General features: G+C 65.5%; 15 protein-coding genes and 1 pseudogene. 4 read left to right on the plus strand and 12 right to left on the minus strand.

Translation table 11 applies throughout. The annotated features are described in order from the left end of the window. A pseudogene (locus tag AC1DN0_RS31480) lies at positions 1-264 on the minus strand (sn-glycerol-3-phosphate ABC transporter substrate-binding protein UgpB); the annotation flags it as partial. Positions 265-439: 175 nt separating this feature from the next. On the opposite strand from AC1DN0_RS31480, the gene AC1DN0_RS31485 reads away from it, so the two are divergent. Further along, the gene (locus AC1DN0_RS31485) at positions 440-1231 is read left to right on the plus strand and encodes an HAD-IIB family hydrolase (protein ID WP_441632155.1); all 792 of its coding nucleotides are present in this window, start codon (positions 440-442) and stop codon (positions 1229-1231) included. Between the two features lie 100 nt (positions 1232-1331). Here the strand turns inward: AC1DN0_RS31485 and ntrC are convergent, their stop codons facing one another. The 4 genes from ntrC to AC1DN0_RS31505 form a co-directional block, all read right to left on the minus strand. After that, positions 1332-2876 carry a nitrogen regulation protein NR(I) gene (ntrC, locus tag AC1DN0_RS31490; RefSeq protein ID WP_441632153.1) on the minus strand — a complete coding sequence of 515 codons (1545 nt, stop codon included), beginning with the start codon at positions 2874-2876 and terminating at the stop codon, positions 1332-1334. A gap of 115 nt (positions 2877-2991) precedes the next feature. After that, positions 2992-4143, minus strand: coding sequence for a nitrogen regulation protein NR(II) (gene glnL, locus AC1DN0_RS31495; RefSeq protein WP_477146271.1), 1152 nt, complete (start codon positions 4141-4143; stop codon positions 2992-2994). 4 nt (positions 4144-4147) lie between these two features. Continuing rightward, positions 4148-4711, minus strand: coding sequence for a DUF4124 domain-containing protein (locus AC1DN0_RS31500; RefSeq protein WP_441632150.1), 564 nt, complete (start codon positions 4709-4711; stop codon positions 4148-4150). A gap of 133 nt (positions 4712-4844) precedes the next feature. After that, positions 4845-6260, minus strand: a complete 1416-nt coding sequence (locus AC1DN0_RS31505; protein WP_477146272.1) for a 3-hydroxylaminophenol mutase — start codon at positions 6258-6260, stop codon at positions 4845-4847. Between the two features lie 568 nt (positions 6261-6828). Here AC1DN0_RS31505 and AC1DN0_RS31510 point away from each other — a divergent pair. Next, positions 6829-7293 carry a rhodanese-like domain-containing protein gene (locus AC1DN0_RS31510; RefSeq protein WP_035867017.1) on the plus strand — a complete coding sequence of 155 codons (465 nt, stop codon included), beginning with the start codon at positions 6829-6831 and terminating at the stop codon, positions 7291-7293. A 78-nt stretch (positions 7294-7371) separates the two neighbouring features. Here the strand turns inward: AC1DN0_RS31510 and AC1DN0_RS31515 are convergent, their stop codons facing one another. The 6 genes from AC1DN0_RS31515 to hrpA all read right to left on the minus strand — a co-directional run bounded on the left by AC1DN0_RS31515 (position 7372) and on the right by hrpA (position 16600). Then, on the minus strand, positions 7372-8205 hold the full coding sequence (locus tag AC1DN0_RS31515) for a competence/damage-inducible protein A (protein ID WP_441632148.1): 834 nt from the start codon (positions 8203-8205) through the stop codon (positions 7372-7374). 12 nt (positions 8206-8217) lie between these two features. Beyond that, positions 8218-9093: an EI24 domain-containing protein gene (locus AC1DN0_RS31520; RefSeq protein WP_441632147.1), complete on the minus strand. Its 876-nt coding sequence runs from the start codon at positions 9091-9093 to the stop codon at positions 8218-8220. Positions 9094-9255: 162 nt separating this feature from the next. After that, a complete protein-coding gene (locus AC1DN0_RS31525; RefSeq protein ID WP_441632145.1) occupies positions 9256-10230 on the minus strand; it encodes a sterol desaturase family protein in 975 nt (324 codons plus the stop codon). Then, positions 10230-11096: a polysaccharide deacetylase family protein gene (locus AC1DN0_RS31530; protein WP_441632143.1), complete on the minus strand. Its 867-nt coding sequence runs from the start codon at positions 11094-11096 to the stop codon at positions 10230-10232. Before AC1DN0_RS31530 ends, AC1DN0_RS31525 begins: the two co-directional genes overlap by 1 nt. A 110-nt stretch (positions 11097-11206) precedes the next feature. Beyond that, on the minus strand, positions 11207-12133 hold the full coding sequence (locus tag AC1DN0_RS31535) for a YVTN family beta-propeller repeat protein (protein WP_441632212.1): 927 nt from the start codon (positions 12131-12133) through the stop codon (positions 11207-11209). A 195-nt stretch (positions 12134-12328) separates the two neighbouring features. Continuing rightward, positions 12329-16600 carry an ATP-dependent RNA helicase HrpA gene (hrpA, locus tag AC1DN0_RS31540; RefSeq protein ID WP_477146273.1) on the minus strand — a complete coding sequence of 1424 codons (4272 nt, stop codon included), beginning with the start codon at positions 16598-16600 and terminating at the stop codon, positions 12329-12331. Between the two features lie 23 nt (positions 16601-16623). Between hrpA and argA the strand changes: the two genes are divergently transcribed. Both argA and AC1DN0_RS31550 read left to right on the plus strand, forming a co-directional pair. Next, on the plus strand, positions 16624-18060 hold the full coding sequence (gene argA, locus AC1DN0_RS31545) for an amino-acid N-acetyltransferase (protein WP_045239419.1): 1437 nt from the start codon (positions 16624-16626) through the stop codon (positions 18058-18060). A 110-nt stretch (positions 18061-18170) separates the two neighbouring features. Then, positions 18171-18446, plus strand: coding sequence for an oxidative damage protection protein (locus AC1DN0_RS31550; protein ID WP_035874906.1), 276 nt, complete (start codon positions 18171-18173; stop codon positions 18444-18446). A 107-nt stretch (positions 18447-18553) separates the two neighbouring features. Here the strand turns inward: AC1DN0_RS31550 and rpiA are convergent, their stop codons facing one another. Further along, positions 18554-19240 (minus strand): ribose-5-phosphate isomerase RpiA, encoded by a 687-nt coding sequence (gene rpiA / locus AC1DN0_RS31555; protein WP_035874903.1) that lies wholly within the window; start codon positions 19238-19240, stop codon positions 18554-18556. Positions 19241-19398: the final 158 nt, after the last annotated feature.

A 19398-nucleotide genomic window follows, 5' to 3' on the forward strand; every position in this document is an offset into this window, starting at 1 on the left:
GACCTGCAGGATGGCAGGCTGCGTACCGGCGCGGAAGGCGGCGATGCCCGCTGCCATGGTCTCGTCGTAGTTGCCTTTATTGACCGGCACGATCTTGTAGTCGGACTGGCTGGCGTTGAACTTGTCGGCGATCTCGTTCACCTTGTCATTCAGCGCGCCCTGCATGGCATGCCACCATTGGATCTCCACAGCGGCGTGGGCGGTCCCGGCCCCGGCCAGCGCGGCAAAGGCCGCAATCTTCAGCACGGTACGTTGGAAGGTCATCGACAGCTCCTAGTTTTGTTTTCTCAGTACGGACAAAAATCGTCCGACTGTATGCAGTTTTTGTGACAGCCGGATGTTACCCCGCCGTGTCGGATTGGAAAACCGGGCATTTCTACTAAATTACAATAATATGACAACGATTTATCGACAGCTTGACAGGGTAAAATCTTGCGCTATGCAAGCCATCCACACCCTTCCCGCTCCGGCGCTGCGCCGCGTTCGCGGCGTACTGACCGATATCGACGGCACCATCACCACCGACGGCAGGCTGCCGGCGGCCACCTACCTTGCGCTGGACCAGCTCAAGCGAGCCGGCCTCCATGTCATCCCGGTGACCGGCCGCTGCATTGCCTGGGCCGAGATCCTGACCCGGCTCTGGCCAGTGGACGCCATCATTGGCGAAAACGGTGCCTTTTACTCCCACCTGCGCGCGGGGAAGCTCGTGACCCGCTACCTGGACGACTCCGCTACCCGGGCCGATAACCTGGCGCGCATCCATGCCCTGGGCGCACGCATCGTGCAAGAGGTGCCGGGCTGCGCGCTGGCCTCCGACCAGGCCTGGCACGCCGCCGACCTGGCCATCGACCATGCCGAGGACGTGGCGCCACTACCCCCGGCAGCGGTCGACCGCGTTGTCAGCCTGATGCGCGAAGCCGGCATGACCGCTACCGTCAGTTCGATCCATGTCAATGGATGGTTCGGGGAGCACGACAAGCTGAGCATGAGCCAGTTGTGCGCTGCGGAATTGCTGGGCGCCGACCTCGATGCCGAACGCGACGAGTGGCTGTTTATCGGCGACTCGGCCAACGATGCGAGCATGTTCGCCCATTTCCCCTTGTCGGTCGGGGTCGCCAATATCCGCGACATCCTGCCGCAACTGCCGGCCAAGCCCGCCTACATTACCGAGGCGGCTTGCGGCGAGGGTTTTGCCGAGATGGCAGCGTTGCTGCTGGCCGCGCGCGACTGAGCGCGGCGACGAAAGGCGACGGCGGCAAGCCACCATCAAAAAAAACAGCCGGGACAAGCCCGGCTGTTTTTTTGTGCCCCGCAGCAACCCACTACCTGCTTCAATCGAAGCCCAGTTCCTGCAGCTTGCGGGTAATGGTGTTGCGGCCGATGCCCAGGCGGGTTGCCGCCTCGACACGGCGCCCACGCGTCACGCCCAGGGCCGCCTCCAGCACCGCCTTCTCGAAGCGCCGCGTGAGCGCATCCATCACCTCCGGCTGGCCAGACTCCAGCATGGCGCGGGCCTCCCCTGCCAGCAGGTGCTCCCAGCCGGCAATCGCGCTCGCGGCAGCAGTGCGGTTCGCGTAGGCCTGCGCGGAATCGGCCTCCGCGCCCATGCCGGCAGGCGCGGCGCCATAGTCGACGGCGTCGTGGCCCTCGGCGTCGTCCGCCCTGCCCTCGGCGCGTGGCTCCGCCATGCGCGGCACACCGGCATGGCTGCCCTGCGGCGTGCCCGTGCCGATCATCTCGCGCGGCATGTCCTTGACCTCGATGGTCTGCGCCGGCGCCATCACGGTCAGCCAGTTGCACAGGTTCTCGAGCTGGCGGACGTTGCCGGGGAATGGCAGCGTGCTGACATAGACCAGGGCCTCGTCCGACATGCGCTTGGGCTCGACGCCTAGTTCCTTGGCGCTCTTCTGCAGGAAATGACGGGCCAGCAGCGTAATGTCTTCCGGCCGCTCGCGCAGCGGTGGCAGGCGCAGCCGGATCACGTTGAGGCGGTGGAACAAATCCTCGCGGAACAGCCCTTCCTTGACGCGCGTTTCCAGGTTCTGGTGGGTGGCGGCAATCACGCGCACATTGGCGCGCAGCGGATTGTGCCCCCCCACGCGGTAGAAGTTGCCATCCGACAGCACACGCAGCAGGCGCGTTTGCAGGTCGAACGGCATATCGCCGATTTCGTCGAGGAACAGCGTGCCGCCCTCGGCCTGCTCGAAGCGGCCGCGGCGCATGGTCTGCGCGCCGGTGAAGGCGCCGCGCTCATGGCCGAACAATTCCGACTCGAGCAGATCCTTGGGGATGGCCGCGGTATTGAGCGCGATAAAGGGCCCATTGGCGCGCGGGCTGTGCTTGTGCAGCGCCTGCGCCACCAGTTCCTTGCCGGTGCCGGACTCACCGGTGATCAGCACCGTCACGTTCGACTGCGACAGGCGGCCGATGGCGCGGAACACATCCTGCATGGCCGGCGCCTGCCCGAGAATCTCGGGCGCGTCGACCAGGCGGTCTTCCAGCTCCTCCTCGCGCAGGCTTTCCTGCAGCGCGCGGCGGATCAGCTCGACCGCCTTGTCGACGTCGAACGGCTTGGCCAGATACTCGAAGGCCCCGCCCTGGAAAGCGGCTACCGCGCTGTCCAGGTCGGAGTAGGCCGTCATCACGATGACGGGCAGCCCCGGGTGCCGGGCCTTGAGCGCTTGCAGCAAATCCAGGCCCGAGCCTCCCGGCATGCGGATGTCGGAGATCAGGACTTGCGGCTCGTCATCTTCCAGCGCGGCCAGTACGTCGCGCACGTTGGTGAAGCTGCGCGAAAGCAGGCTTTCACGGGCGAGGGCCTTTTCCAGGACCCAGCGGATTGATTGATCGTCGTCGACTATCCAGATCGGCTTCATGTGCGTCGCTTGTCTGCTCGGTGTCATTTGGTCTTCCGTGAACCTGGCCGCACACCGCCGGCAAGCCGGTCGGCAGCAATCATTGGGGCAGTTCCAATTGCTGTCGCCGATGCGCTCAATGCAGGGGCAGCAGGATACGGAAGTCGGTACAGCCGGGCCGGCTCTCACATTCGATCAAGCCCTCGTGCTGCTGCACGAAGGTTTGAGCGAGTGTGAGACCGAGGCCGCTGCCGCCATCCCTACCCGACACCAGCGGGTAGAAGATGCGTTYGCGAATATCCTCGGGGATGCCCGGACCGTTATCGATGACATGCAAGTCCAATGCCAGCTTGAACAAACGCTTGGCAATTGTTACCTGGCGGGCCACCCTGGTACGCAGGATGATCTGCGCATCGCCGCGCGCGACGCGCTCGGCGAGCGCCTGGGCGGCGTTGTGGACGATGTTGAGCACGGCCTGGATCAACTGTTCCATGTCGCCGCGCAAGTCGGGCAGGCTCGCGTCGTAGTCGCGCACGATATCCAGCCCGGAGGGGAATTCGGCCAGCACCACCGAGCGCACGCGCTCCAGCACCTCGTGGATATTGAGGTCGGACACGATATGCGGATGGCGGTGCGGCTCCAGCAGGCGGTCCACCAAAGTCTGCAGGCGATCCGACTCCTTGATGATGACCTGCGTGTATTCGCGCAGCGAACGATCGGGCAACTCGAACTCAAGCAGTTGCGCCGCGCCGCGGATGCCGCCCAGCGGGTTCTTGATCTCGTGGGCGAGATTGCGGATCAATTCCTTGTTGGCCGAGGTCAGGTCGAGGATGCGCTCCTCGCGGTCGCTGCGCACCTTTTGCTCGTTGGGCAGCACCTCCACCACCACGGCGTCGGAATTGGCGTCCAGCGCCCCGATGACGACATGGGCGTGCATGGGCTCCTGCAACGGCGGATGCAGCACCACGTCTTGCCGGCGGGCATCGAACTGCCGCGAAATCACGGTCTCTATCATGCTGGCCAGCTCTTCCGAGCTACCAAACAGGTCCGCGAGCGACAGCTCCACCATGGCCTTGCGCGACACCGCGAAACTCGCCTCGGCCGCGGGATTGGCATAGACGATGCGCAGGCCGGGCTGGCGCACCAGCAACACGGGGTTGGCCACGACGTCCAGCCCCTGGTGGTAGGACACATCGCCCAGGGGCAGCACCACGGCCTCTCCTTCGGGCGGGGTACCGGCTCCGGCCGAGGCTACCTTGCGCGAGACGCTGCGAATCAGGCGGCGCATGACACTAGTCCTTCAAGTTGGAGAGTTCGCGCCGCAGTGAAGCGGCATTGGCCTCACCGCGCGCAATGTCGTCGCGTAGCGCGGCGGTGCGGTCGAGATACCTCTGGTAGTTGCGTTCATTGCCCTGGCGCTCGGGCTGGCCGTTGTTGTACTCGGCGCGCAGCGCGGCCAGCTTGGCCTCTTCGCTTTGCAGCTCCTGGTCGAGTACGGCGCGGCGCTCGCCATCGCGGCTTTTCTGGGTCGCGCTGTCGACTCGCGGAAACGCCGCGGGCGCCACGGCAGGGCCGGCGCCCTTGCCCGCCGCAGGGGCATTCACGCGCCCGCCCGGCACGGTCATCACCTCGGGCAGGCTGAGCCGCTTGCAGCCCTTGCCGCCGTTGCCGTTCCGGTATTCCGGCACCCCGTTGGGGCCGGTGCAGACATAGATTTCCGACTGGGCCGGGGCCGGGCGGCTCCAGCACAGCAGGGCCAGCGCCAGCATGGCGCAAACGGCTGCCGATGCGTGCATGCGGGCACCGAAGCGGTGCACCGGGTGGAGCGAGGGGGGCGGGAATTCGAGCGCGTCCATTGACATCAGCAGGGATGGTGGGAAAGGAGCCCCATTCTAGCGATCAAACCAGCGAACAAAACAAAAAGGGACAGCCGAAGCCGCCCCTTCCTGGTGCAACTGTTGCCCGGTCACAACCTGGCAACGCCTCGCCTTACAGCGAGTAGTACATGTCGAACTCGATCGGGTGAGTCGTCATGCGGAAGCGGGTCACTTCTTCCATCTTCAGTTCGATGTAGGCATCGATCATGGAGTTGGAGAAGACGCCGCCGCGCGTCAGGAACTCGCGGTCATTGTCGAGGTATTCCAGGGCCTGGTCGAGGCTGGAGCACACGGTCGGGATCTTTGCATCCTCTTCCGGCGGCAGGTCGTACAGGTTCTTGTCGGCAGCTTCGCCCGGGTGGATCTTGTTCTGCACGCCATCCAGGCCGGCCATCAGCAGTGCCGAGAAGCCCAGGTACGGGTTCATCAGCGGATCCGGGAAGCGGGTCTCGATACGGCGGCCCTTCGGATTGGCAACGTACGGAATGCGGATCGAAGCCGAACGGTTGCGAGCCGAGTACGCCAGCTTGACCGGTGCCTCGAAGCCCGGCACCAGACGCTTGTACGAATTCGTGCCCGGATTGGTCAGGGCGTTCAGCGCGCGAGCGTGCTTGATGATGCCGCCGATGTAGTACAGGGCGAATTCCGACAGGCCGGCGTAGCCGTTGCCCGCGAACAGGTTCTGGCCGTCCTTCCATACGGACTGGTGCACGTGCATGCCCGAGCCGTTGTCGCCAACGACCGGCTTCGGCATGAAGGTGGCGGTCTTGCCGTAGGTGTGGGCGACGTTCTGGATCACATACTTTTGCAGCTGGGTCCAGTCGGCGCGCTGCACCAGCGTGCTGAACTTGGTGCCGATTTCGTTCTGGCCCTGGCCGGCAACTTCGTGGTGGTGGACTTCCACGGGGATGCCCAGCGATTCCAGGATCAGGCACATTTCCGAACGGATATCCTGGAACGTGTCGATCGGGGCGACCGGGAAGTAGCCGCCCTTCTTGCCCGGACGGTGACCGCTGTTGCCGTGCTCGAATTCCTTGCCCGACGACCACGGKGCTTCYTCSGASTGRATCTTSACSGARCARCCCTGCATGTCGAYGTTCCAGGTCACGCCGTCGAARATGAAGAATTCGGGTTCCGGACCGAAGAAGGCGGTGTCGCCCAGGCCCGTGCTCTTCAGGTAAGCCTCGGCGCGCTTGGCGATGGAACGCGGGTCGCGGTCATAACCCTTGCCGTCCGACGGTTCAACCACGTCGCAGGTCAGGATCAGGGTGGGTTCTTCGTAAAACGGATCGACGTTGGCGGTGTTCGGATCCGGCATCAGCAGCATGTCCGAAGCCTCGATACCCTTCCAGCCGGCGATCGACGAGCCGTCGAAAGCGTGGCCGCTTTCAAACTTGTCTTCGTCGAAGTGCGACACGGGTACCGACACGTGTTGCTCTTTGCCTTTGGTATCGGTGAAACGGAAATCGACGAACTTGACGTCGTTTTCCTTCACAAGCTTCATCACATCTGCAACGCTGTGGGCCATGCCTATCTCCTGGAAATTCGGCTGAAGTCTATAAAGCCATTCTTGCGTCGATCTCTACAGCGCTACGCCTGGAAGGCGTTGGGGGCAGGATAAAGATCGGCCACGAAAGGGACGAGGAATGTTAGCAGAAAGCGTGCCAAGGCAACCCCCTTGTCACCCCTGCGTTCCCGAAAAAAGTGCAGCTGCGCGGCGCGATTCAGGGCCTGCGGCGCGTTCCGGGTGCAGCATATGACATACACCACAATTCTGCTGCCTCGTCGGTCGCGCCCGCTGCGGCAAGGCTCCGCGACCGCCGCAAACAAAAACACCTTAATGGTGCATTTGCACGCCAATTTGCACCGTTTCCGTGCTCACGCACCAGATTAGTTCATTTTGGCGCGAGCGGGGCAGTCTTGCCTGCTTGCGGTGCAGAAGTACCCGGTGCGGACGCCATGCCGCCGGTATTCCCGTTGTCCCGGCGGAAGTCTATACCGTTCCCCGCCAAACGCACCGGCACGCACTCCCGGCGCGCTAGAATACTTGCCGGGCTCCCCTTGACGCCATTCCACCCATCGATTTTGTCACCCAGATGACCACCCGAGACGAACTCCTCCAAGCGGCGCGGCAGCGCCAGCAGCAAAACCAACTGCCCTACTTCGGCGCCCTCTCCCCGCAGGAAGCCTTCGCCTTGCTGCAGGGCGACCCCACTGCCGTGATGGTGGATGTGCGCACGCAGGCCGAACTGGACTGGATCGGCGCGCCGGACCTGCCGGAAGCCCAGGCGGCGCATGTGGAATGGAGCAGCTATCCGGGCGGCGCGCAGAATGCTGCGTTCATCGCCCAGCTGAAGGCCCGCGTGCCCGCCGACGTGCCCGTGCTGTTCCTGTGCCGCAGCGCGGCGCGCTCCAAGCATGCCGCCCGCGTCGCCACGGAGGCTGGCTACCAGTACGCGATGGATGTGCTGGAAGGTTTCGAAGGCAGCCGCGATGAACACCATCACCGCAAGACGGTGGAAGGCTGGTGCTTCCGGGGCCTTCCCTGGCATGGCGCCTGAAGCGGCGGCACGCCCGCGCCCCAAGCAAAACGGGACAGCCTGGCTGTCCCGTTTTTCATTTCCCCGGCGCTTGGCGGTTCAGTCCCCCGCCGGATCGCCTGGCCTCCGCGCTGCCACTTCCACCAGTTCGAAGCCCATCGCCCGCACACCTTCGCGCAGCATGGCATAGGCCGGCTCGACCTGATCGGCCGGGCCCTTGACGCCCAGGTCAATATGGCGGCGCGCATAAAGTTCGCCGCGCTTGGCATCTCCCACCGACGGCAGGCTGAACACGCGGATGCCGTCGAACGCGGCCTCGACCCGCTCCATCAGCGGCGTCAGCGTGGACTCCGGCGCCTCGAACACCAGGAAGGAGCGCTCCACCTGCACCGCCAGATGGAACAGGTGCGGATAGTAGTGGTCCAGCACCCATTCCATCATCGGCCACGCCATCACCGGGAAGCCCGGCATGAAGTGATGGTCGGCCACCGAGAATCCGGGGATGCGGTTGTAGCTGTTCGGGATGATGCGCGCCCCGGCGGGGAATTCGCCCATCTTGAAGCGATGCTGGTTTTCCGGCAGGTTCAGGTCGGCCTTGACCGCATCGCCAGCCGCCGTCTCGGCAATGCGCTGCGCGATCAGTTCCCGCGCCTCGGGATGCAACTCAAGCGGCACCCCCAGCGCAGCCGCCGCGCACTGCCTGGTGTGATCGTCCGGGGTCGCGCCAATGCCGCCGGTGCAGAACACCACATCGTCGCCGGCGAAGGTACGGCGCAGCGTCGCGGTAATGCGTGCGCGTTCGTCGCCCACGTACTCCGCCCAGTCCAGCGCCAGCCCGCGCGCCGCCAGCAGTTCGATGGCACGGCGCATATGCTTGTCTTCACGCCGCCCCGACAAAATCTCGTCACCAATGACGATCAGGCCGAAACCCATGATGCCCTCGCTTCAGGATTGTTCAAGGCGCCGCACATCCGACGGCGCGAGATCGATAACGTCCACTACCGGCGCGGCCGCTGCGGCCGCGGCCGCGCGTTCGACACGCAACTGCTCCAGCGCGCGCAGGCAGAAATGGCCGAACCACAGCGCCGAGAAGATAAAAATCAGCACGTAGAGCCAAAGCGTGGCGGCCAGTACGAACGGAAAGAGAAAAATCAGCGCCGCCGAAAACACCCAGATCAGCGTCGGCGCCGAGCCCAGCAGGCCCACTGCCACGCCAATGGTGAGCAAGGCCCCGCGGTGGCGCTTCATCAGCGTCTTGCGCTCCTCCGCGGTGGCATGCTGGGCCAGCGCATCGTAGGTCATCACGCGGTAGGTCAGCCAGCCCCACAGCAACGGCGGAATCAGCGCGAAGAACGGCGGAATCAGCCACAGAGGCAACGTCACCAGCGCCAGCAGCAGGAACACCATGGTGCTGCCCAGTGCGTGGAACACGCTGCCCAACATGCTGCCGCCCCTGGACTTGACGAGGTCCGGATAGCTGCGCTCCAGGTGCCGCACCGCCGCCGGCACCGAGAACAGGCTGATAAACACCAGCATGGAGGCGATCACCAGCGGGATCATCAGCGCGATCACGAACAGCGGCGCCACCACCGTGCGCAGGGACTGCAGGCCGAACCAGTCGAGCGCGCCGTAGATCCAGCTGGTCAGCACCGAGGCTTCCAGCACGCCGCGCGCGGCCGTCATGATCGGCTCCCATCCCCACAGCAGCAGGCCACCCCACAGCCCGGTGGCGAGCAGGAAAGGAATGACGGTGAGCATCAGCATGCGCGGATGCAACTGGCTGATCAGGGCACGGCCAAGCGCGCGGAAAATATCGTTCATGCAGTGAATTGGGTTTCCACAAAGGCGGGGACAAATAGACTAGCACACGTCATAAGTGTCGCGGGGGACGCGTGCGCGGCCGCTGCTTGACAGCCCGGCGCCGCCGATACGGCAGGCGGGGGGGATGGCGCCACCTGGCCGCCGCTCAGGCGGCCAGGCGCGTCAGCCGCGCCGCAGCAGGCGCTTGATGCCGTACCACTGCTGGGACAGCAAACCGGTGCCGTAGTTGCGTCCCTTGCCTGCCGGCGGCGGCATCTGGTCGCGGATGCCGGTGGGGTAATAGGCGTCGGTGAATACGGCGGTGCGAAACAGCATGTCCCACCAGGGGAAGATCACGCCGTAGTTGCATCCGCCCAGCCGGGTGGGCCGGCCGATTGCCTCGTGCCCGAGACCCACCGCATGATGCATGCGGTGAAAGCGCGGCGAGACCAGCAACCGCTCGCCCAGGGGGCCAAAGTGCAGGCGCAGGTTGGCATGCTGCAAACTTTGCAGCAGTTGCGACAGCGCCACCAGCAGTACGTACTGCGATGGCTCGACGCCCACCGCCAGCGCGGCCACGGCGAACACCACGTCGCGCAGCATGTCGTCGAGCAGGTGGTTGCGGTTGTCGCTCCACAGCGTCATCTGGCGCTGGCTGTGATGCACGGCATGCAGGCTCCACCACCACCGGTAGGTATGCGAGAGCCGGTGGTACCAGTAGTCGAGCAGGTCGAACAGCAGCAGGTAAATGAAGAAGCTGACCAGCGGGATCGAGGTCACCGCCGGCCACCAGTCTTCCACATTCACGCGCTGCCAGCCAAGCAGCCGCAGATGTCCTTCCAACCCGTCCATCAGCGGCCCGAGCAGGAAGAACATGGCGAGCCGGAACAGGCCAAGGCGATGCACCACGGTATAGAGGATATCCGTGCGGATCGCTGCGCGATCCGTGACGGCCTCGACCGGGCGCAGCTTTTCCAGCGGCCCGAGAATCAGCACCATCACTGCGATCTGCACCAGCCCCACAAGCAGCCATTCGGTGCCGGTGAAGGCGTCCTCGGCATAACCGCCGAAGCCGAGTTGGTAGACCACGGGCAGGATCACATCCTGGAACAGCGTGGCCTCGATCTGGCCTACCCAGGCATTGAGCGCATCGAGCATCAGCGTCTCCCGGCCATGGTGGCGGCCTGGCCGCGTATCCAGTCACGATAGGCCGGATGGTCGCGCAGCGTCGCAAAGCAGAAGCCCTTCTGCTCCAGGCCGCTGATCAGCGGCTCCAGCACGCCGGGCGCCCACGGATCCTTGCGCGACCAGATGCCAAGATGGGCCATGGCGATGTCGCCATCGCGCAGGTCGCGCAGCGCGCGCGCCAGTAATGCCTGGTTGGAAAAACGCTCGGAAGATAGCTCGTCCCCGAGGAAGCCCGCCGGCGCCCAGCCCACATGCTTGAAACCGCACTGCTCGGCCCATTGCAGGGTCTGCGGTGCGGTATGGCCGCCCGGCGCGCGCCACAGCGGCGACATGGCGGTCCCGGCAAGGCTGCGCAGCGCCTGCGCGCTGCGGTTGAGTTCGCTGCAGAAGCTCTGCTGGTCCATGACCACATCCTGCCCCGCATGCGCGCCGAACTGCGGGCGCATCTTCACCTTGCCGTCGCGCACGCCGCGCAGGTAGACGTGATCGAAGGTATGGCTGCCAAAGACATGGCCATCGGCCGCCAGGGTCTTCCAGTATGCGGCCCAGCCCGGATCGAGCGAGCTGTCCTTGTTGATCGTAGGCTCGTTGGCGAGGAAGAAGGTGGCCTTGATATGGTGGCGGCGCAGCGTGTCGGCAATCAGCGCCGCCTGGCTCATGCTGCCGGTGTCGAAGGTCAGGTAGAGCGTGCCGGCGCGGCAGGCCGGTGGCGCGGTCTGCCCGGCTTCGGCCGAGCCGGCCGGCGAGGCGGCCAGCGCCAGCCCGGTGGCGGCAAGCCCCGCAGCCACCGCGCGGACCAGGGCGCCGGGCAGCCAGGGCTGCGAAATCTTGCTCATGATGCCTGTCCTGATTTCCTGTGACTGCGTTGGAGTGGCAGCGGCCATACTAGTTTCGATACCGTGCCGGCCGCGGCGTTCCCGCCCGTGGCGCGGCTACCCGCCATCCCTCAATAAAGCGGTGCGCGGGTACGGAAATAAATACCGTGGGGCGAACGGCCCACGCGGATGGTCTTGACCAGCTTGCGACTGGCCACGTCGATCAGGCCCACCGAGCGCGCCCAGCGGAAACTCACCCACAGGGTCTTGCCGTCGGCCGTCAGCTCCATGTCGTCGGGGCCGGCCGGCAGGCCGGTGATGTCGCCGACCTTGGTCAGGGTCTGCTGGTCGATGATGCTGATGGTGCCGGAAACCCGGTTGGACAGGAACAGATGGCGCTTGTCGCCCACCGCGCGGAAGTTGTGCGCGCCCTTGCCGGTCTGGATCTGCTTGACCATGGTGCGGGTACGCCAGTCGATCACGGCCACGTAGTCGGCGCCGGTCATGCCTACCAACAGGTATTTCTGGTCCGGCGTGACCCATACGCCCGCGGGTGCGGAACCGGCATCCATGCGCCACATCACGGTCTGCGTGGGCAGGTCGATGGCGACCACCTCGTTGGAGTCCTGCAACGTGACAAAGGCGATGCGGCTATCGTCGGTGAAGGCGATATGGCTGGGGGTCTTGGCCAGCGGCAACTGCTTGGCGATCTTCAGCGCCTTGCCGTCCCAACGGTAGATATCAACCCGATCCAGCCGGTTGCCGGTAGCCAGGAACCATTTCTGGTCGGGCGAGAAGCCGATCTGGTAGGGATCGTCGATATTGGCAACGCGCTGCTGGACCTTGCCGGTAACCGGATCAAGGAAGACCAGGTCGTTGCCCACCGCATTGGCGACAATCAGCGACTTGTCGTCAGGGGTGGCGATCAGGTGGTGCGGCTCCTTCCCGATCGGGAACGTCTCCAGCACCTTCTGGGTGTCCTTGTCAATCAGCGTGACCGTGGCATCACCCGAATTGAGCACCACCACGACTTCCGCCAACGCCGGCGCCGCTACCATCCCCAGGGCCAGGGTGCCGATGGCGGCAAACCCGGAAACTACACGACGCAATGCGAGCATAAGACCGTTAAACAATGACTTAATCGATCATTCTAACGTTTTCGGACTGTGATCCGATGACCTAGCGCAACAAACTAACATTTGGTCACAATCTCCGCCCGGACCAGTGCCCGGGCGGGGCGACGCGCCCGGTCTTCAGCGCTGCATGGCCTCCCACACCTTTTGCAGCCGCTTCACCGACATCGGCACCGGCGTGCGCAATTCCTGCGCGAAGAGCGCGATCCGCAGCTCTTCCAGCATCCAGCGGAACTCGTCCAGCCGGGCGTCTTCCACACCCCTGCCCTGCTGCCGCAATTGCGTCTCGGCGCRCTGCCATTGCTGCAACAGCGGCGTGATTTCCTGCAGGCGCTGCGTATCGCGCGCCGGATCGCCCTTGATCTTGTCGATGCGCATGGCGATGCCCTTCAGGTAGCGCGGGAAATGCACCAGCTGCTGGTAAGGCGTATCGGCCACGAAGTTCTTGCCCATCAGCCGCGTCAGCTGCGCCTGCATATCGGCATGCGCAGCGGCAAACGGCTTGGCCTGGATCAGCTTGCGCGGCAGCGTCGCGTATTCGGCCAGCACCGCCCCAACCAGCCGGGCGATTTCCTGCGCGAGCAGGTTCAGGCGCGAGCGCCCTTCCTCCTTACGCGCGGCGAACTCGGCCTCGTTGCGCGGCAGCGGCGCCTGCAGGCAGGCCCGCTCCAGCGCCAGCATCACGATCTGGTCGCGCAGCATTTCCTGCGTGCCCAGCGTCATGTACTGCATCGCCATCTGCTGCAGGCCGGGGATGTTCTTCTCCAGGAACTTCACCTGCTCGCGCAATTGCAGCGCGAACAGGCGGCGCAGCCCGGCGTGGTGGATGCGCACCGCCTCCTGCGGATCGTCGAACACCGCCACTTCGCAATAGGTGGTGTGGTCAACCAGCGCCGGGTAGCCATACAGCGTCTGGTTGCCCTTGCGGATCTCCAGCAGCTCAGGCAGTTCGCCGAACGACCAGCTGGTCAGGTTTTCGTACTGCCCGGCCTCGGCCGCCGGCACATCGCGCGCCGCGATGTTCTGGAACGACTGCTGCGCCTGCCCGCCGAACTCGGCGCGCAGCTGCGCCAGGTTACGGCCCATGTCCAGCTGCCTGCCGTGCTCGTCCACCACCTTGAAATTCATCGCGTGGTGAGCGGGCAGGGTTTCCAGCTTGAAGTCCGCGCGCTTGACCATGGTGCCGGTCTGCTCGCGGATGTCGGCGATCAGCACGTCGAGCAGTTCGCCTTCGCCAAAGGGATTGCGATCGACAAAGCCCGCCGCGTAATCCGGCAGCGGCACGCAATGGCGCCGCAGCTTCTGCGGCAGCGACTTGAGCAGCAGGTGGACCTTCTCCTTGACCATGCCCGGCACCAGCCAGTCGGCCCGCTCCGGGCGCACCTGGTTGAGCGCATACAGCGGCACGGTCAGCGTCACGCCGTCGCGATGGCTGCCAGGTTCGAAATGATAGGTCAGCGACATATCGACGCCGGCCACCGGCATGACCTTGGGGAACAGGTCCGTGGTGATGCCGGCAGCCTCGTGGCGCATCAGCTCTTCGCGGTTCAGGTAAAGCAGCTTGCGGTCGCGCGCGCTTTCGCTCTGGTACCACTGCTCGAACGTGGCCTGCTGATGGATCTCCGCGGGGATCAGACGGTCGTAGAACGCAAAAATCAGTTCATCGTCCACCAGCACGTCCTGGCGGCGCGACTTGTGTTCCAGATTCTCGATCTCGCGTGTCAGCCGCTGGTTATGCGCGAAAAACGGCAGCTTGGTGTCGAACTCGCCCTCCACCAGCCCGCGGCGGATAAACAGCTCGCGTGCTTCCTGCGGGTTCATCGGGCCGTAGTGCACGCGCCGGTGCTGGTAGACCACCAGCCCGTACAGCGTGGCGCGCTCCATCGCCATCACCTGGCCGGATTTTTTCTCCCAGTGCGGATCGCTCCAGCTCACGCGGAGCAAATGGCGGCCCACCTGTTCCAGCCATTCCGGCTCGATCCTGGCCAGCGTGCGAGCGAACAGCCGGCTGGTCTCGATCAGCTCGGCGCCAATGACCCAGCGGCCTACCTTGCGCGCGATCAGCGAGCCGGGCCACAGATGGAACTTGATGCCGCGCGCGCCCAGGTACTCGCGCCCGCGGCCGTCGGCGTCTTCCAGCTTGCAGCCCACATTGCCCAGCAAGCCGGTGAGCAGCGCCTTGTGCACTTGTTCATAGGTGGGCTCGCTTTCGTTGAGGCGCCAGCCCTGCTCCGTCACGGTGGTCAGCAACTGCGAATGCACGTCGCGCCATTCGCGCAGGCGCACATGCGACAGGAAATTGGCGCGGCACTGGTCCTGCAACTGGCGGTTGGTCTTCTTGTGCGCCACCGCCTCCTCGAACCATTTCCACAGCTTGACCCAGCCCAGAAACTCGGACTTCTCGTCCATGAACTTGCGGTGCGCCTGGTCGGCCGCTTCCTGCGCCTCCTGCGGGCGGTCGCGCGGGTCCTGCACCGACAGCGCGCTGGCGATGATCAGCACCTCGCGCAGGCAATGGTGCTCGCGCGCGGCCAGGGTCATGCGGGCCACCCGCGGGTCGAGCGGCAGGCGCGCCAGCTGGCGCCCGGTCTGGGTCAAAGCGTTGGCGTCGTCACCCACGCTTTCCACGGCACCCAGTTCCTGAAGCAACTGGTAGCCGTCGGCAATGGCGCGGCCCAGCGGCGGCTCGATAAAGGGGAAGGTCTCGATCGCGGTCAGCTTCAGCGCCTTCATGCGCAGGATGACCGCGGCCAGCGAGGAGCGCAGGATTTCCGGATCGGTAAAGCGTGCGCGGCCGATGAAATCGGCCTCCTCGTACAGCCGGATGCACACGCCGTCGGCCACCCGGCCGCAACGCCCGGCCCGCTGGTTGGCCGCAGCCTGCGAAATCGCCTCGATCTGCAACTGCTCGACCTTGTTGCGGTAGGAATAGCGTTTGACTCGCGCCATCCCGGTATCGACCACATAACGGATGCCTGGCACCGTCAGCGAGGTTTCGGCCACATTGGTCGCCAGTACGATGCGGCGGGCATTGGAGGGCCGGAACACGCGTTCCTGCTCCTGCACCGACAGCCGCGCGAACAGCGGCAGGATCTCGGTATGCGGCGGATGGTGCTTGCGCAGCGCTTCCGCCGCCTCGCGGATCTCGCGCTCGCCGGGCAGGAATACCAGCACGTCGCCCGGCCCGAGACGGCATAGCTCGTCCACGGCCTCGACGATGCCGTCGAAGAGGTCGCGATCCTTCGTTTGCGCCGATCTGGGCGCAGCCTCGCCCGGCGCGGGCTTGTCCTTCTCGATCGGCCGGTAGCGGATCTCAACCGGATACAGGCGCCCGCTGACCTCGATCACCGGCGCGGGCTTGCCACCTTGTGCGAAATGCTCGGCAAAGCGGTTGGCGTCGATGGTCGCGGACGTGATGATCAGCTTCAGGTCAGGCCGCTTCGGCAGGATCTCCTTCAGGTAGCCGATCAGGAAATCGATATTGAGGCTGCGTTCATGCGCCTCGTCGATGATGATGGTGTCGTAGGCCCGCAGCAGCGGATCGGTCTGCGTCTCGGCCAGCAGGATACCGTCGGTCATCAGCTTGACCGAGGCACCGGGCGACATGGTGTCGTTGAAGCGCACCTGGTAGCCCACATGCTCGCCCAGCGGCGTGCCGATCTCCTGCGCGATCCGCTTGGCCGTGGAGGTGGCCGCGATCCGGCGCGGCTGGGTATGGCCGATCAGGCCACCGCCGCCATCCGCGCCCGGGCCGCGCCCGATCGACAGGCAGATCTTGGGCAACTGGGTAGTCTTGCCGGAGCCGGTCTCGCCGGAAACGATCACCACCTGGTTGGCCAGCAGCGCTTGCGCGATTTCCTCGCGGCGGGCCGATACCGGCAGCGCCTCGGGGAAGCTGATGGGCGGCAACGGATTGGCCTGGCGAACCGGACGGCGCGCTTCACCCGGCGCACGTTCCTGGCGCTCTGCCCTGTCCTGACGCTCCGGACGCTCCTGGCTTCCGGGCGGCGCGGCGCGGCGCGGGCCGGCCTCGCGGCCTTCCCGTGGCGGGCGTGGCGGCGTGGCCGTGCCATTCGTGGGACGCGGACGGGCGGGCCTGTCCTGGCGCGGCTGTCCTGGCGGGCGTTCGGCGGGTGCGCCGGCTTGGGCCGGGGAGCCGCCTGCCGGCTGGGGTGGATGGCGCCCCTCCTGCCGTCCGGACGGGCGCTGCTCGCGGCGCCCTTCCTGGCGCTCGCCGGCTACCGGCGCAGCGGCGACGGCAGGCGCGCGGGCCTGCCTGGCGGCGGGCTGATTAGCGGGCTGGGCGGGAGACGGGGCGACCTTGGGCGCCGGCTGGCCGGCATCGGTTTTCCGATCCGGCGACAAAGGTTTGGCGGGGCGTTGTGCTGACATTGGCCGGGATTATAATCCGCGGCATGAATGCAAGAACCGACACGCTAGCCGACGCGCCCGCGCCGTCCGAAAAGGACGAGCCCCTGCCCGTCACGGACCCTTCCGCGCCACCCGCGCCTGCTGTCTGCGCCGACCCGGTCGAGCGCGGCGGCCCCGACCACCAGCAGTTCGTCGACTGGCTACGAGCGGTCGCGCCCTATATCCACGCCTTCCGCGGCAAGACCTTCGTGATCGCCTTCGGCGGCGAACTGGTCAAGGCCAACATCCTCAATGCGCTGGTCAACGACGTGGCGCTGTTGCACGCCATGGGCATGCAGATCGTGCTGGTACACGGTTCGCGCCCGCAGGTGGAAGAACAGCTCGCGCTGCGCCACGTCGAGTCGCAATTCACCGACGGCGTGCGCATCACCGACAACGCCGCGCTCGAATGCGCCAAGGAAGCCGCCGGCGAACTGCGCCTGGACATCGAGGCCGCCTTCAGCCAGGGCCTGCCCAATACGCCCATGGCGGGCGCCCAGCTGTCGGTGATCTCGGGCAATTTCGTTACCGCGCGCCCGCTGGGCATTGTCGACGGCGTGGACTACCAGCATACCGGCCTGGTGCGCAAGATCGACGGGGAGTCGGTGCGCATGTCGCTGTCGCACGGCAAGATCGTGCTGCTTTCGCCACTTGGCTTCTCGCCGACCGGCCAGGCCTTCAACTTGTCGATGGAAGACGTGGCCAGCGCCACCGCCATCGCGCTGAAGGCTGACAAGCTGGTCTTTATCACCGAGGTGCCCGGCGTGCAGGACGCGGTCGGCAAGCTGATGCCGGAAATGTCGCTGCGCACCGCCATCGAGCGGCTGCAGAACAACCACCTGCCGCCCGACGTCGCTTATTACCTCGAACACCTGGTCAAGGCGCTCAAGGGCGGAGTGCCGCGCGCCCACCTGATCCCCTTCCACCTGGACGGCTCGGTGCTGCTGGAACTGTTCCTGCACGACGGCGTCGGCACCATGATCTCCGACACCGACCTGGAAAGCCTGCGCGAAGCCACGCTGGACGACGTCGGCGGCATCCTGCAGCTGATCGCGCCGCTGGAGCAGGACGGCACGCTGGTGCCGCGCGGGCGTCACCTGATCGAGCGCGACATCGCCAACTTCTCGGTCATCGAGCACGACGGCGTGCTGTTCGGCTGCGCGGCGGTCTACCCTTACCCGCGCGAGGGCATGGCCGAGATGGCCTGCCTGACGGTGTCCTCCGAAGCGCAGGGCACCGGCGACGGCGAACGCCTGCTCAAACGCATCGAGCGCCGCGCGCGCAGTCTCGGCCTGGACCGCCTGTTCGTGCTCACCACGCGCACGGAACACTGGTTCCTCAAACGCGGCTTTGTCCACGCCAACGTGGACGACCTGCCGGAAGACAAGCGCAAGCTGTACAACTGGCAGCGCAAGTCCATGGTGCTGATGAAGAAACTGTGATGGCGGTGGGGGTAGCCTGAAGGCTGGCCTCCGCTTCGTTACAATAGCGGCACCGCAACGGCCGGCTCCCTCGCCGCGCCGGCTACATCACACGATAACAAGGAGTTCCCATGGCCCGCATGGTTCAATGCGTCAAGCTCAACAAGGAAGCCGAAGGGCTCGACCTGCCGCCGCTGCCGGGCGAACTCGGCAAGAAGATCTGGCAAAGCGTGTCCAAGGAAGCCTGGGCCGGCTGGCTCAAGCACCAGACCATGTTGATCAACGAGAACCGCCTCAATATGGCCGATGCCCGGGCACGCCAGTACCTGCTCAAGCAGACGGAGAAGTACTTCTTCGGCGAAGGCGCCGACCAGGCACAGGGCTACGTCCCGCCGCCGCAAGCGTGATTTCCCCTGCCCGCGGCCTTGCGCCTCCGGGTGGGAAGAAAAAAGGGTGCCATTCGCGGCACCCTTTTTTCATGCGCTGGCGGCCCGTCGGCGGGGCCGGTCAATGGTCAATAATCGCTGCGCGCCACGCCATCGGGCGTGCCAAGCAGCAACACGTCGGCGCCGCGCAAGGCAAAGAGTCCCACTGTGACCACGCCGGGCACATGATCGATGGCCGCTTCCAGCGCCTTCGGATCGGTGATCTTCAGGCCTGCGACGTCCAGGATCACATTGCCGTTGTCGGTCTTGTAGATGCCGCCCTCCTTGGTCATCCGCAGGCGGGGCTGGCCGCCAAACGTGGCAAGCTTGCGCGCCACCGCGGCACGTGCCATCGGAATCACTTCCACCGGCAGCGGGAATGCGCCCATCACATTCACCAGCTTGCTGCCATCGGCGATGCAGACAAAACGCTGCGCCACCGAGGCCACGATCTTTTCGCGCGTCAGCGCGCCGCCGCCGCCCTTGATCATGGCGCCGCTCGCGTCGATCTCGTCGGCGCCGTCCACATATACCGGGATCTCGTCGACCTCGTTCAGGTCCAGCACCTTGAAGCCGTGCTGTTGCAAGCGGCGAGTGGAAGCCTCGGAGCTGGAAACCGCGCCAGCGAACCGTTCCTTGAACGCCGCTACCGCATCGATAAAAAGGTTGGCGGTGGAGCCCGTGCCCACGCCCAGCACCGCACCCGCCGGCACTACCTCCTTGACATAGTCGGCCGCGGCTTGCGCCACCAGCGCCTTGAGTTCATCCTGTGTCATGACAACAGCCCGTCTGCTTTGGGGGAAACCGCATAGTGTACCGGATTGCCGTGGCATCGCAGGTGCTGGCGCGTACCGACGGTACAATGCCCCGAGGCATGCATCAGCGCGGCGTCCGGGACCTGCCGCTTCGGTCCCGCGCCATCACCAAACCTTTA

Source organism: Cupriavidus sp. 05N39 (genome assembly GCF_056397325.1).